Annotated in this window: 10 protein-coding genes; 2 read left to right on the top strand and 8 right to left on the bottom strand. The window is 63.4% G+C overall.

Annotation, left to right across the window (positions count from 1 at the left end; genetic code table 11):
- Positions 1–103 precede the first annotated feature (103 nt).
- Positions 104–2,005 carry a hypothetical protein gene (locus M1D97_RS07805; protein ID WP_456267185.1) on the top strand — a complete coding sequence of 634 codons (1,902 nt, stop codon included), beginning with the start codon at positions 104–106 and terminating at the stop codon, positions 2,003–2,005.
- A gap of 4 nt (positions 2,006–2,009) precedes the next feature.
- A complete protein-coding gene (locus M1D97_RS07800; RefSeq protein WP_456267184.1) occupies positions 2,010–3,968 on the top strand; it encodes a DNA topoisomerase III in 1,959 nt (652 codons plus the stop codon).
- A 94-nt stretch (positions 3,969–4,062) separates the two neighbouring features.
- On the opposite strand, the gene M1D97_RS07795 is transcribed toward M1D97_RS07800, so the two are convergent.
- From M1D97_RS07795 to recO, 8 genes are all read right to left on the bottom strand, one after another.
- Positions 4,063–4,695 carry a superoxide dismutase gene (locus M1D97_RS07795; RefSeq protein ID WP_456267183.1) on the bottom strand — a complete coding sequence of 211 codons (633 nt, stop codon included), beginning with the start codon at positions 4,693–4,695 and terminating at the stop codon, positions 4,063–4,065.
- 207 nt (positions 4,696–4,902) lie between these two features.
- Complete coding sequence (ppc, locus tag M1D97_RS07790; protein WP_456267182.1) at positions 4,903–7,626, bottom strand: phosphoenolpyruvate carboxylase; 2,724 nt, start codon at positions 7,624–7,626, stop codon at positions 4,903–4,905.
- A 105-nt stretch (positions 7,627–7,731) separates the two neighbouring features.
- Positions 7,732–8,571 carry a nucleoside triphosphate pyrophosphohydrolase gene (gene mazG, locus M1D97_RS07785; RefSeq protein ID WP_456267181.1) on the bottom strand — a complete coding sequence of 280 codons (840 nt, stop codon included), beginning with the start codon at positions 8,569–8,571 and terminating at the stop codon, positions 7,732–7,734.
- 32 nt (positions 8,572–8,603) lie between these two features.
- Positions 8,604–10,871, bottom strand: a complete 2,268-nt coding sequence (gene relA / locus M1D97_RS07780) for a GTP diphosphokinase (protein WP_456267180.1) — start codon at positions 10,869–10,871, stop codon at positions 8,604–8,606.
- Positions 10,872–10,896: 25 nt separating this feature from the next.
- Positions 10,897–12,270, bottom strand: coding sequence for a TRAM domain-containing protein (locus tag M1D97_RS07775; protein WP_456270158.1), 1,374 nt, complete (start codon positions 12,268–12,270; stop codon positions 10,897–10,899).
- Between the two features lie 2 nt (positions 12,271–12,272).
- The gene (gene cysM, locus M1D97_RS07770) at positions 12,273–13,169 is read right to left on the bottom strand and encodes a cysteine synthase CysM (RefSeq protein ID WP_456270157.1); all 897 of its coding nucleotides are present in this window, start codon (positions 13,167–13,169) and stop codon (positions 12,273–12,275) included.
- A gap of 70 nt (positions 13,170–13,239) precedes the next feature.
- Entirely contained in the window at positions 13,240–14,019 is a 780-nt protein-coding gene (gene pdxJ / locus M1D97_RS07765; RefSeq protein WP_456270156.1) for a pyridoxine 5'-phosphate synthase, read from the bottom strand.
- A 10-nt stretch (positions 14,020–14,029) separates the two neighbouring features.
- Positions 14,030–14,740 (bottom strand): DNA repair protein RecO, encoded by a 711-nt coding sequence (gene recO / locus M1D97_RS07760; RefSeq protein ID WP_456270155.1) that lies wholly within the window; start codon positions 14,738–14,740, stop codon positions 14,030–14,032.

Raw genomic sequence — 14,740 nt, 5'->3', positions numbered from 1 at the left:
CATGTTACCCTGATGCCCCATCAGCGATCAGCAGTACCTGCTGCCCATTCTCTGACGCAACACCTGCATTCACTACGTCTACTCTAGTTCCGGAAATCCCCGCTTGTTCTCAGTCCGCTTACCGTTTCGCCGACGCCAGAACCCTGATGAGCCCCGGGTTCGCCTTGAGCGTGAAGGCCGCGACCGTATCCGTCGCATTACCCAGGCGATGGACAAGGTCCCCTGGACCAACAGCACCATGCAGATTCTCTGGGTCAGCGGCCCCGTCACCCTGCTGGGGGCCTGGGTTGGTTATCTGCTGGGCTATGGCCGCGGGCCGTCGATGGAGAACTATGTGTTCTTCATCAGCTACGCCCTGATTACGGGCCTTGCCGGTATCATCGCCAACTTTGCACACCATCTGACCCGGGGGCGCAAGCATGAGCGGGCCGCGGCCCGGGTTTCCCAGGTGCTGGATACCCTGCCGGAGCTGGTGCTGGTCACTCGCAACCTGATCGTTGAAAGCCTTGAAGGCGATGCCCGCCGTCGCGAGGCTGCGGCAATGCTGCTGCGCAAGCATGATCTCTCGCCCGAGGGCGTGGAGCTGGCCGCACTGGAGCTGCTTGATGACCGGAAGAGCGCCCGACGCATTGCCCAGATCGATATCTACCGACGGATCGGCATGCAATCACGTATTCGTGACCTGGTTGCCCTGCATCGTGAGCATATCGACCCACGTCTCAACGAGCTGGCCGATGTGGCCCCCGAGGCCATCTCACTGCTGCGTGACCGGTTTGCCGGACGAGCGCCCGACCTGCACCAGGGGGTGCATCGGGATGAAAATTTCATCGAACGCGTGCTGGCCGCCATCGAGCAGGACAACGCGCTGCTCATGACGCTGCAGGATGTCGAGGAGATGATCATCCTGGCATTCGAGCTGCTCTGCGGCCGTCGCATCCCCATGCTGACATTCGAGTACCGCGGTCGGTGGGAGCTGGCACGAGCGCTCGACGCCCTTGAGCAGACGCGCTCTCGCTATCGCATTCAGCAGGCCACCGGCCTGTCACGCCTCAAGGCGTTGACCGTCTATCTGGCCGAACAGTCGGGCACGCTGGTCGAAGATGCCGCCGCGGGGCTTCGCGCCGAAACTTTGACGGCGCGCTGTCGCCAGGCCATGGATGCACTAGCCGAACAGATCGAGCATCTGGCCAGCGGCGTCCAGCAGGGCCGCGGCGATCTGCGTCAGGAGCTGCAGGAGCGCGCCGAGATCCTGACCAACGCCCTGAAGCTGTTCAAGAGCGTGCAGGAAAACCACGGCCAGATCGCCCGCAGTCACGCCACCCTGATTCGCCACTCCCAGCGCTGGGAAGCCATTACCGAGCGGATGAATGACAAGGCCACGCATCTGCAGGTCGGGCCGGGCAAGCGCGGGCTGCGCATTCACGAAAACCATATTGCCCTGACCGATGGCGAAAAGGCCCGCGTCTGTCGTCACCTGGCGCGCTATCTCAACGATACGCGGGCCGACCGCGAGCGCGCCTTTCAGCATGACCATGCCCGCGGCAGTGCCGCCGACGGCAGCGATATCGGGATGGCCAAGCATCTGGCCATCGAGATTGCCCTCGCCCTCGAGCCGCACATCCATCTGTCGCGCCCGGAAGTACAGCGCGCCATCAACGCCACCAACGCCGCCTACTTCGGCCATCTGGAGCCGGACCTGTCGGCCGCGGCCAAGGCGGCACTGGGTGCGGCCATGGTCAACGAGATCAATGATGACCTGTCACGCAGCGCCGAATCGCTGGCCATCGCCCTGGTACGCCACTACCGGGTCGCACTGGAACCCGAAGCGATCAACTTTCTGATTCGTCAATACGGCGCCCGCGCCTCGACGCTCAACATTCTTTCCAATATCGATCAGACCGCCCATCGCAATGTCAGCCTGCTCAGCCAGCGTCCTGCCGGCATCGGCAGTATCCCCAGACGCTGGTACCGGGCGCTGATCAAGGCCAAACGAGCACTGAACTGACGTCATGCAGCTGATTATCGCCGAAAAACCCTCGCTGGGCCGCGCCATTGCCACCGCCCTGCCCGGACGCTTCAGCCAGACGGAAGGGGCACTGCAGGGCGCTGATATCACGGTCAGCTGGTGCTTTGGCCATCTACTCGAGCAGGCGGCCCCCGAGGTCTACGACGAGCGTTTCAAGCGCTGGCGACTGGACGATCTGCCCATTACTCCCTCGCAATGGAAACTGGCGCCCCGGCCGAAGGCGCGCGGCCAGCTGAGCATCCTGCGCCGCCTGATCAAGTCCGCCGACAGGGTCATTCACGCCGGCGACCCCGACCGCGAAGGCCAGCTGCTCGTTCAGGAAACCATCGAATATCTGGGCTGGAAGGGCCCCATTGACCGGCTTTTGATCAGCGACATGAACACGCCCGCCATCAAGCGGGCCTGGCAGGCGCTCGAGGACAATGCCCGCTTTCAGTCGCTTTACCGAGCGGCGCTGACCCGCTCGCGAGCGGACTGGCTGTATGGCATCAACCTGACCCGAGCCTGGACGGTGACGGGCCAGCAGGCGGGACTCAAGGGCGTGCTTTCCATCGGCCGGGTGCAGACACCGCTGCTGGGACTGATCGTGCGGCGCGATCGAACCATCGAAAACTTTCAGCCGGTGGACTTCTATCCGCTATGGGCCGATTTTGCGACCCGGGAAGGCACCGTGCGCGCCTGGTGGCAGCCGGGCGAACAGCACCGCATGGATGATCAGGGCCGCCTGCTGGACCCTGCCCCCGCTCGAGCACTGGCCGCAAGGCTACCGGGGCAGCCTGCCACCGTCCGGGACGTCGAACAAAAGGAACAGCGCCAGAACGCGCCACTGCCCTACTCGCTGTCGACGCTTCAGATCGATGCCGCCAGACGCTATAAAATGTCGGCGCAATCGGTACTCGACTGTGCCCAGCGACTGTATGAAAGACATCGCCTGATCACCTATCCGCGCTCGGACTGTCGCTACCTGCCACGAGACTATCTCAAGGGCATCGACACCACGCTGCGCCACGCCTGTCAGGGCGATGACACGCTCCAGCAATGGCATGGCGGCATCGACACCACCCGGGTGTCGCGCGCCTTCAATGACAAGCAGATCGGGGCGCACCACGCCATCGCGCCCACCGGACAGTCACCGCGCTGGCAGACGCTGAGCCGGGAGGAGCAAAACGTCTACACCCTGGTAATACGCAATGTGCTGGCCCAGTTTTACCCACCCTTTGAGTACCGGGATACCCGCGTCACGCTAAAAGCGCTTGACGAGGCCTTCATGACCAGGGGGCGCGAAATCCTTCAGGTGGGTTGGCGCGCGCTGTTCAACGCCCCCGATGAGGATGCCATCCTGCCGGCCATGACCCGGGGGGATGATGCCCGCGTCACCGCGTGCGAGGTGCAGACGCGCCAGACACGCCCGCCCGACCCCTTTACCGATGCCAGTCTGATCAATGCCATGACCCATGTGGCGCGTTACGTGACCGATGACACCGTGCGGGCCACGCTCAGGGAAACGGACGGCCTGGGGAACGAGGCCACACGGGCCAGCATGATCGAAACACTCTTGACGCGGGCGTATATCCATCGGCAATCGGGTGCCATTCGCGCTACCCAACGCGGGCGCGGACTGATCGACGCCCTGCCCGAGAGCCTTTCCGGCCCCGAGCGAACGGCACTCTGGGAGCAGCGTTTGTCCCGGGTGCGGGAAGGCAGTGATAGCCTGGAAGCCTTTCTCGATGACATGGCCGGCGAATTGAAAACCCTGGTCGGGGATGTCGATGCCGGACGTCTGAAGCAGGCCATGCAACAGGCAGGCGGGGAACAGCCGGCAGCCACCCCCGGAAAAAGGAACGCCTCCGGCCGCGGCAAAAAAAGCCCCCGGCGTACGGCGTCCAGCGCGCGCAGGAGCACCGGGCGACGCACTTCGAAAGGTCGCAATACGGGACAGTAGCGTGGCGAGGGCCATGCCCGGCCCAAAAAAAAACCCGCATCAGCGTACGCTGATGCGGGTGGCAGACAGGAAGTCCTGTCAGCGCACGACGCGCTTATTTGGCGGCGTTGTAGCGCTTTTCGACTTCTGCCCAGTTGACCACGTTCCAGAACGCCTTGAGATAGTCGGGGCGACGGTTCTGGTAGTTCAGATAGTAGGCATGCTCCCACACATCGACGCCCAGGATCGGCGTGGCGTCATAGCCGCCGTAAGCCGGCGAGGCGACCGGGCTGTCCTGGTTGGCAGTGGAGATGATCTCCAGATTGCCGTTTTTGACCACCAGCCATGCCCAGCCGGAACCGAAGCGACCCTTGGCAGCCGTTTCGAACTTCTCGGCAAAGGCTTCGACGCTGCCGAAGGTCTTTTCGATGTCGTTCATCAGCGTGGGGAATTCCTTCAGCCCCTGCGCGTTGGGCGTCATGATTTCCCAGAACAGCGAATGGTTGGCATGACCGCCGGCGTTATTGCGGATAGCGGTACGCTGCTCTTCCGGAACGCGATCCAGCTGCTTGAGCAGCTCGGATGCCTCGAGCCCGGCCAGATCTTCAGGGAGTTTTTCCAGCGCGGCGTTTGCGTTGGTCACATAGGTGTTGTGATGCTTGCCATGGTGGATTTCCATCGTCTGCGCATCGATGTGCGGCTCGAGTGCATCAAATGCATAGGGCAGTTCGGGAAGCTTGTAAGCCATGGTCAAACTCCTTTTTCGCTCGCTGAGCGGATTTAAACCGGCGACTGCCTCTAATCCCTGCAATCGCCATGAAAGTTGAGGACACACCAAGCGTGGCGGACCAGCTCCGTGTGTGTCCTGTAAGACATTAGGTGTCCACGCTGTCTTTTCAAGGTCGATGGCACAATTCTTTGTTGGTCATTTGTGACATCAAAACGCGCACCCTCTCTATCCGGTATTGCGAAGCCCCGCCGAAATGCCGGCCATGGTCACCATCAGGGCACGCTGCAGATCCGGCGAGATATCGCCTTCGAGCTGGCGGCTTCGATACAACAGCTCCGCCTGCAGTCCGTGCAGCGGATCGATATAGGGGTTGCGCACATCCACTGCCTGACGAATCAATGGCGCATGCTCCAGCAGCTGGCGCTGTCCGCGAATGTTCAAAAGCGTTTTTTCGAGCCCCTCCAGACGTTCGCGCAGCGAACTGCCCAGCGCACGGGAGTCGTCATCCTCGATCAGACGCTCCTCGTAATAGGCGTTGATGTCGGCGTCTGCCTTGGCCAGCAGCATCTCGAGCATATCCAGGAAGGTGCCGAAAAACGGCCATTCATTCATCATCTCGCGCAGCCGCGCCATACCCTCTTCGCTGTCACTGCGCTCGGCAAAGGCAGCGTCGCTGCCCAGCCATGCCGGCAGCATCAAACGCGTCTGTGTCCAGGCAAAGATCCAGGGAATGGCCCTGAGCGTTTCGACACCGCCCGTGGCACGGCGCTTGGCCGGACGAGACCCCAGCGGCAGCCCGGACAGTGCCGTTTCAGGCGTCACAGCGCGGAAATAGGGCACAAAGGCCGGATCTTCCCGCACGATGCCCGAGTAGACCTCGTGGGCACGCCTGGCCAGATGGTCCATCTCCTCGCGCCATTCCTGCTTCGGCTCGACCGGCGGCAGAAGCGTTGCTTCCAGCACCGCACTGAGATAGATCTCCATGGAGCGCACGGCAATACGGGGCTGGCCGAACTTGAAGCGGATCATCTCACCCTGTTCGGTCACCCGCAGGCTGCCCTGCACCGATCCCGGCGGCTGGGACAGAATGGCCGCATGCGCCGGACCGCCGCCGCGGCCGACCGTGCCGCCACGACCGTGGAAGAGCGTCAGCGTCACGTCGTGTTCCCGACAGATATCCACCAGGCGCTCCTGGGCACGATACTGCGCCCAGGCCGCCGCCAGCTGTCCGGCATCCTTGGCCGAGTCGGAGTAGCCGATCATCACTTCCTGACGGGCATCGATCAGTGCGCGGTATTCCGCCATGCCCAGCAGGTCATCGATCACGTGGCCGGCGCGGTCGAGATCGTCGAGGGTTTCAAACAGCGGTGAGATGGGCAGATTGACCCGGCCGCCCACCGCCTTCATGAGCAGTGCCACGGCCAGTACATCGCTGGCCTGCCCGGCCATGGAGATGACGTAGGATCCCAGCGCCTCGCTGTATTCGGAGCCGATTACCTCGAAGGTGTCGAGCACCTCGCGAACCTCGTCCGAACAGGGCCACTGCGCCGGAATCAGTGGACGCGGCGACGCCAGTTCCTTCAGCAGAAAGTCACGACGGGTCGCCTCATCCCACTCGCCATAGTTGCCCAGCCCCAGATATTGGGTCAGCTCTTCAAACACCTGCGTATGGCGTGTGGACTCCTGACGGATGTCCAGACGGGTCATGGTGGTACCAAAGCAGGCCACCCGGCGCAGGGTATCCAGCAGCGCGCCATTGGCGATCACGTCAAGACCGCAGGCCATCAGCGAGTGATAGCAGGCTTCCAGCGGGGCCTGAAGCGCTTCACGCGTGTCGACCGTGGGCCGCTCACCGCTCCAGCCGTGCCCTTCCCAGATCATCTGTGCCTTGTCACGGGTAGCGGCCAGGCGCTGTTCGAGGTCGCTGAGCACCTTGCGATAGGGCTCGGGACAGGGACCGCCGGCCAGTTCGATCAGCGCCGGCGTGGCCTTCCACATCGACAGCTCAAGGCGCAGCTGCTCGACATCCCGGCGAAAGCTTTCAGCCGCACGATGACGCTCGAGCAGCAGCACCTCGCGGGTGACGGCCGAGGTCACATTGGGGTTGCCATCGCGGTCCCCGCCCATCCAGGAGGCAAACCGGATGGGCGCGGCATCCAGCGGCAGACGGCGGCCTGCGCGTGACAGCAGCAGCTGATCCAGCTCGCGATAAAAGGTCGGCACGGCCTGCCACAGCGACTGTTCGATCACCGCCAGCCCCCAGCGCGCCTCATCCACCGGCGTCGGCCGCTCGGCGCGTATTTCGCTGGTATGCCAGGCCTGACTGACCAGCTCGTTCAGACGCCCCTGCAGCTGCTCCAGGCGCTCGGGATACTCTTCGCTGCCGTTGATGTCGCCGAGACAGGCATTGATGGCGTCATACTTGCGAATCAGGGTGCGTCTGACCACTTCGGTCGGATGCGCCGTCATGACCAGCTCGATGCGCATCGAGGCAATGCGCTCGATCAGGGCGTCACCGTCATGGCCTGTCTGCGACAGACGCTCGAGTAGATCGTCCAGACGCGGCTGAGTGCCGGGACGATAATCCTCGACCCGGCGGAAGCGGCCGCGATAGTGCTGCTCGGCCAGATTGGCCAGATTCAGGAACTGATTGAAGGCACGCGTAACCGGCAGCATGCGCTCTTCGGGCAGGTTGCGCAGATAGTCGATCAGCTCGGCGCGCGCAGCGCCATCCTTGCGCCCCTGCTTGGCCAGCGCCCGGATCTTTTCGATCTGATCAACAAAGTCGTCCCCAAGATCATCGGCGATGGTGTGTCCCAGGCTGTCGCCGAGCCGCCGCACATGCTCACGCAATGACGCATGGAGCACGTTGTCTTCCAGCGCACTGTCGTTATTGGAACCATTCCCTGAAGAGCCAGCGTCAGGGGCAGAAGAAGAAGCGTGTTGCATGAAAGACTCCGCAAGGCGCATGACAGGAAGCAAGAGCCTGACGCGCTCGGGGAGCAACAACAACACTACAACCATGACTTGCGACCAAAGTCGAAGACACCGGCCTCAGCTCCGGGGCTCGCGCTCGGTGCGCTTGGCCGCCTGCCAGTAATGCTCGAGGGTCTCGAGGTCGGTGGCGTCGATGGCCTGCCCGCTCTCCCGTACGGCCCCCTCAACATGGCGGAAACGACGCTCAAATCGCTGGCCGGTGCCGCGCAGCGCCTGCTCCGGATCAATCTTCAGATGGCGGGCCAGATTGACCACGGCAAAGAGAAGATCCCCCAGCTCGGCGTTCATGTTGGCCTGATGGCCGGTCTCGATTTCAGCTTCCAGCTCGGCCAGCTCCTCGCGAATCTTCTCGAGCGCCCCGCGATGATCCGGCCAGTCAAAGCCCGCCCGGGACGCGCGGCTGGAGAGTTTGGCGGCGCGCGACAGCGCCGGCAGCGCCAGCGGGATATCGTCCAGGTGGGACGTGGCCTCGCGTGCCTCACGCTCATCGGCCTTGCGAGCCTCCCAGCCCCGGTTGACCTGCGAGGTATCCACATCGACCGCCGCCACACCCTGTCGACGCGAGCCGAGATGGCCGTCGGGGAATACATGCGGGTGACGGGCAATCATCTTGGCTGTCAGCACATGAACAATATCGTGAAAATCGAACCGGCCCTCTTCACTGCCAAACTGCGCGTAATAGACGATCTGGAACAGCAGATCCCCCAGCTCGCCGGGCAGTTCGTCGAACGCGCGCCGCTCGATGGCATCGGCGACTTCATGCGCCTCTTCAAGGGTATGGGGCACGATGGCGTCCCAGTGCTGGGCCACGTCCCATGGGCAGCCCTGCTGCGGGTCGCGCAGCACCTGCATCAGCGTCAATAGATCATCCAGCGTGTAGCGCCGTGATTCCTGCATCGAAATACCCCTGTTCTCCGGACCATCCCGGCCTATGAAGACACTCGCTTGCTGCCGCCGCCCTGGCGCAGCCGGCGGATATCGGTCACGTTGGTCAGCTGGCCGATACGATTGACCACTTTCGAAAGCACATCGAGTCCCGAGACTTCCAGCGTGATTTTCATCGTGGCCATGTGATCATCGCGATTGGTCGTTGTGTTGACGCCCAGCACATTGACCTTTTCGTTGGACAGAATGCCGGTGACATCGCGCAGCAGGTTGGAGCGATCCCACGCCTTGATCTCGATATCCACCGGATACTGGATGGGCTGCTGCTGGCCCCACTCGACCTGTACGATACGCGCCGGCTCATCGCTTCGAAGCTGCAGGATATTGGGGCAATCCTGGCGATGCACCGTCACGCCCCGCCCATGGGTGATGAAACCCACGATGTCGTCGCCGGGCACCGGATGACAGCAGTTGGCCATCTGCGTCTTGAGATTGCCGACCCCCAGCACGGTAATGGTATCGGTATTTTCCCGCACGCCCTGACGGCGCGGGCGCGCCAGCAGACGATCCAGTTCGTCGGTATCGTCGGTCTCGCCAAAAAGATGCTGCGCCTGGGAGAGCACCTGGCCAATACGCAGATCGCCGGCGCCGATGGCGGCGTACATGTCTTCGGGTGTGGTGTAGTTGACCGCCTGCGCCAGCCGCGTGCGATCCAGCCGTTCGAGATCAAGCCGGCGAAACTCGCGCTCCAGCAGCGCCCGCCCCTCTTCCTCGTTCTGGTCGCGCGCCTGCTGCTTGAACCACGACTGGATCTTGGCGCGCGCCCGGGAAGTGCGTACATAGCCAAGGTTCGGGTTGAGCCAGTCGCGGCTCGGCCCGCCCTGGGTGGCCGTCAGGATCTCGACCTGCTGGCCGGTTTTGAGCTGATAGGTCAAGGGAATGATTCGCCCGTCGACCTTGGCACCCCGGCAGTGGTGACCGACCTCGGTATGCACGCGGTAGGCAAAGTCGATGGGGGTCGCAACCCGCGGCAGGTCGATGACGTGCCCTTCGGGGGTAAAGACATAGATGCGATCCGGCGCGATATCGGAGTTGAGCCCTTCGGTGAGATCGGTCAGTTCGCCGACCTCCTCCTGCCAGTCCAGCACCTGACGCAGCCAGGCGATCTTCTCTTCATAGCTGCGGCTCTTGGAATCGACATCCGTGCCCTTGTAGCGCCAGTGGGCACAGACCCCGAGTTCGGCATCCTCATGCATGGCAAAGGTACGGATCTGAATCTCGAACACCTTGCCTTCCGGCCCGAACACGGCCGTATGCAGCGACTGATAGCCGTTTTTCTTGGGATTGGCGATGTAATCGTCGAATTCGTTGGGCACGTGGTGCCAGAGCGAATGCACGATGCCCAGCACGGTGTAGCAATCGGTGACCTCGGGCACCAGCACCCGGACCGCCCGGACATCGTAGACCTGGGAGAAGTCGATGTGCTTGCGCTTCATCTTGCGCCAGATCGAATAGATATGCTTGGCACGCCCCGAGATGTCATAGCGCGTGATGTTCTGCGCCTCGAGCAGGCGCTTGAGCGTGTCCACCACATCATGAATGTAGCGGTCCCGATCGAGGCGCTTTTCCGCCAGCTGCCGGGCGATGGTCATGTAATCGCTTTCGTGCAGATAGCGAAAGGAGAGATCCTCGAGCTCCCACTTGATCTGACCGATCCCCAGGCGATGGGCCAGCGGCGCATAGATATCGAACACCTCGCGCGCCACGCGCAGGGCGCGCTCACGCGAGCCGTCGCGTACCTGACGCAGCATGCAGGTGCGCTCGGCGATCTTGATCAGCGCCACGCGGACATCGTCGATCATGGCGACCAGCATCTTGCGCAGGTTCTCCTGCTGGTTGTGCTGGGTCATGGACTGTCCCGGCGCCTGCAGCTGGGAGATGGCGGCCATGCGCAGCACGCCATCAATCAGGGTGGCCACCTCGCTGCCGAACTCGCGCTCGACCACGTCCAGGCGCACCAGATTCTCGCGCACGCTGCGATAGAGCACTGCGGCCGTGATCGCCTGCTGATCGAGCTTGAGCTCGCTGAGGATATCGGCCATCTCGAGGCCGATGCGAAAGGCGGAATAGATATCGCGCCAGGCCGGCTGCCGGCTGGCCGCCTCCTGGTTGACGCTCGCCACGAATCGGCAGGCGCGCTCGAGCTCGGCCGGGTCCTTGAGGGTCACTTCCCCCTGTAAATGGGTAATCCAGGTCGTGATATCGACCCGTCCGTCGGCATCGAGCGGCTGATCTTCGCGAACCTTGACCATGTCACGCACTTCCCGTCATGTCTTGTTATGTCGGCTGACGCTCGAGCAGCACCAGCGATTCCAGATGCGCCGTCTGTGGGAACATGTCGGCGACCAGCGCTCGAACCGGGCGATAGCCGCCGCTGACCAGATGATGCACATCACGTGCCAGGGTAGCCGGTTCGCAGGAGACGTAGAGCAGCCTTGAAGGTCCGCTCTCGGCCAGTGACTGACAGATGCCCTGGGCCCCGGCACGGGGCGGGTCGAGCACGACCAATCCGGCGTCCTCGAGCCCCGCCGGGGCAGTGGCAAGATCGCTGCAGCGGGCCTCGATGCGATCCGATACCCCCGAGGCCCGTGCATTATCGCGCAGTCGCTGCACCATTGATTCCCGACCTTCGTAGGCGATGACCCGGGCGCCGGCGGCGGCCAGCGTCAGGGAGAAGTTGCCCACGCCGGCAAAAAGGTCCACGACCGTCATGTCGTCATGGACGTCGGCCCACTCGAGCACCCGGGCCACCAGCTGATGATTGACGTCGGCATTGGCCTGCAGAAAATCACCGCTGTGAATGCTGATGGCCGCACCGTGAGCATCGGACAGCGCCCGATAGTGCGGCCATGTATCAGGCCGGTCGTCCAGCCGCGCCAGTACCGGCTGTTCGCCCTCGCCGGCCAGCACGCTCAACAGTAGATCATGCTCACGCGCGAACTGCTGCCAGCGCGCCAGATCGCCGGGCACGCGGCGAAGCTGGCGCAGGGTGACCATGACATGGTCATCGCCGGCCACCAGCTCGATGTGTCCCAGCCGACGCGGCGCTTCCAGTGTCCCGATCAGGGCCCGCAGCGGCTCGAGCAGCGCTTCCAGGCGTGGTTCAAGAATGGGGCACTGCTCGATGTTGAACAGCCGGTCCTGCCCCCGGACCCGATAGCCCATATGAATGCGATCATCGCTGCCAACACGCACCCCCAGACGCGCCCGGCGACGATAGCCCCATGCCTCGCCCGCCAGCAGCTCCGGCTCGGGAAGCGCGATGTCATGACGCGCCATATGCTCCCGCAGTACCTGCTGCTTGTGGCGTCGCTGGCCCTCGATGGCAAGATGCTGCAGATCACAGCCCCCACAGCGGCCAAAATGCGCGCAGCCGGGAGTGACCCGTTCATCGGAGGCGTCGAGGATGTGACGTACATGCCCCTCGTCATAGCGGCCGTGCTGGGTATGGATCGCCACCTCGACCGTTTCACCGGGCAGGGCCTGCTCGATGAAAAGGGTCTTGCCGTGGCCATCGCGTGCCACGCCACGCCCGTCGTGGGCCAGACGCTCGATCACGACACGGCCCTCATTGTCGCGTCCGGCGCCCGACGACTCCAGACGCTTGCGCGTCGACGGCCGCTTTTGACGGCGCTGTCCCAACATGGCCATGATCAGTGCTGCTCCGGGGCATAAAGACCGGTGGAGAGGTAGCGATCCCCCCGATCACAGACAATAAAGGCGATCACGGCGTTGTCGACTTCGCGCGCGATCCGGAGGGCGCCGGCCAGCGCGCCGCCCGAGGAGACACCGGCGAGAATGCCCTCTTCACGCGCCAGACGGCGCATGTGCTCTTCGGCGTCGTGCTGGCCGATATCGAGCACCCTGTCCACGCGCGACTGCTCGAAAATGCTCGGGCGATAGGCCTCGGGCCAGCGCCGGATACCGGCAATGCTGGCACCGTCTTCGGGCTGAAGCCCGATGATCTGAATGGCATCGTTTTTCGACTTCAGATAGCGCGACACGCCCATGATGGTGCCGGTGGTGCCCATCGAACTGATGAAATGGGTAATGTTGCCACCGGTCTGCTCCCAGAGTTCGGGACCGGTGGTCTCGAAGTGCGCCAGTGGGTTGTCGTGGTTGGCAAACTGATTGAGCGGCTTGCCATCTCCGCGCGCGATCATCTCATCGGCCAGGTCGCGGGCACCTTCCATGCCCTGCTCTTTCGTGACCTCGATCAGCCGGGCGCCATAGGCGGCCATGGCCTGCTTGCGCTCGCTGCTGGCACTCTCGGGCATGATCAGGACCATTTTATAGCCGCGGATGGCCGCGGCCATGGCCAGGGCGATGCCGGTATTGCCGGACGTGGCCTCGATCAGGGTATCGCCCGGGGCGATCTCGCCGCGCGCTTCAGCGTGAGCGAGCATCGACAGTGCCGGGCGATCCTTGACCGAACCGGCAGGGTTGTTGCCTTCCAGCTTGGCCAGCAGCGTGTTGCTGCCGACCTGTAGTCGCTTGAGGCGCACCAGCGGGGTATGCCCGATGGTGGATTCAATGGTGGGGTAATCCATGCAGCGCTCCAGAATCAACGGGATACCAGAAAAGAGCCTATTATAGCGCGGCCCGCTTAACGCTTTGCCGTCAGGCCGGTCGATCGAACGTGCTGAAGGTGCGTGCCTGCACCATCAGACGCTTCATCTCACGTACGGCCTCACCCAGACCGGTCAGCGCCGCACGGGCCACAATGGCGTGGCCGATATTGAGCTCGTGAAACCAGGGCATGGCCGCAATGGCTTCCACGTTGTGGTAGTGCAGGCCATGACCGGCGTTGACGGTCAGACCCAGGGTATGGGCCATTTCCGCTGCCGCGGCGATGCGGGCAAGCTCAACGTCGGCCTGCGCACGCGGGGCGTCCACCCACGCGCCGGTATGCAGCTCGATGGCCGGCGCCCCGGCATCGAAGGCGGCCCGGATCTGATCCGGCTCCGGATCAATAAACAGCGAGACCTCACAACCTGCTGCCTCAAGGCGCTGACAGGCCCGCCGAATGCGATCACCGCTGCCGACCACGTCCAGCCCGCCTTCGGTGGTCAACTCTTCGCGCTTTTCCGGTACCAGACAAACATTGGCCGGCTTCAATCGTTCGGCCAGCGCGATCATCTCCTCGACCACGGCCATCTCAAGATTCAACTGCGTATTGAGCATCTGCATGGCCAGCTCGATATCGCGGTCCTGAATGTGGCGGCGATCCTCGCGCAGATGCATGGTAATGCCGTCAGCACCGGCCTCCTCACTGACCAGCGCGGCCTGCACCGGATCCGGAAAGCGTGTGCCGCGCGCCTGTCTCAGCGTGGCAATGTGATCGACATTGACGCCCAGCAGAAGGCGCGGTGGCAGGCCACTGGTGGCTTGATCCGACATACTGTCTCCTTTAGCGCTCACCCGTGCGGCGACGGCGCAACAGTTCATTCATCAGCTCACGCGAGCGCAGTTCACGACTGCCCAGCAGCGGCGCCAGTGCCTGGCGTGTCAGCACCCGTGCGGTACCGGCAAGCCCCGGCGCGTCCCAGTCACCGCGGGCCAGCCAGCCCAGCGCCCGCGCTTCAAAGGCCGGCCCCTCGAAAGGTGCCGGACGAAACCGTTTCAGGGCAGGGTCATAAAGATAGCGCCCTTCACGGTCCAGCGGTCTGTCCTGTTCGTCAAGAAAGACCGGCTCGCTGTCGAGCGCCTCGAGCAGGGTGATCTCGAAGCGCCTGAGCGCGCCGCCACGCCGGTCGGGAAAGGGCAGGGCCTCAAGCAGCGCGGCGTAGAAGGCAAAGAGGGTATCCACCGGCAGCGACAGGGGCAAAAGACGTGTCATCAGTTCATTGGCATAAAGCCCGCAGATAAGGCCTTCCCCGGCCAGCATGGCGCCCGGCCCCTGGGATTCGATGATTCGCAGTGTTTTCAGCTCGCCCTCGCCCTGCCAGGTCAGATGCAGCGGCGTAAAGGGTTGCAGGCGATGGCGCGTTCGGCTGCCCGGGCGCATGACGCCACGTGCCACGGCACGGATGCGGCCGTCATGCAGTGTCAGGATATCGGCCAGGGCGCTGGTTTCACGCCAGGCCTGGCGGTGCAGCAGATACGCCGGCTGCAGTTCCAT

This window comes from Kushneria sp. AK178 (assembly GCF_053903105.1).
This window is presented reverse-complemented; position numbering and strand designations above follow the sequence as displayed.

Coding starts and splice junctions, on each gene's coding strand:
- M1D97_RS07775 (WP_456270158.1), bottom strand. CDS start 12,270: ATGGCCATGTTGGGACAGCGCCGTCAAAAGCGGCCGTCGACGCGCAAG.
- M1D97_RS07795 (WP_456267183.1), bottom strand. CDS start 4,695: ATGGCTTACAAGCTTCCCGAACTGCCCTATGCATTTGATGCACTCGAG.
- M1D97_RS07800 (WP_456267184.1), top strand. CDS start 2,010: ATGCAGCTGATTATCGCCGAAAAACCCTCGCTGGGCCGCGCCATTGCC.
- recO (WP_456270155.1), bottom strand. CDS start 14,740: ATGGAACTGCAGCCGGCGTATCTGCTGCACCGCCAGGCCTGGCGTGAA.
- mazG (WP_456267181.1), bottom strand. CDS start 8,571: ATGCAGGAATCACGGCGCTACACGCTGGATGATCTATTGACGCTGATG.
- pdxJ (WP_456270156.1), bottom strand. CDS start 14,019: ATGTCGGATCAAGCCACCAGTGGCCTGCCACCGCGCCTTCTGCTGGGC.
- ppc (WP_456267182.1), bottom strand. CDS start 7,626: ATGCAACACGCTTCTTCTTCTGCCCCTGACGCTGGCTCTTCAGGGAAT.
- cysM (WP_456270157.1), bottom strand. CDS start 13,169: ATGGATTACCCCACCATTGAATCCACCATCGGGCATACCCCGCTGGTG.
- relA (WP_456267180.1), bottom strand. CDS start 10,871: ATGGTCAAGGTTCGCGAAGATCAGCCGCTCGATGCCGACGGACGGGTC.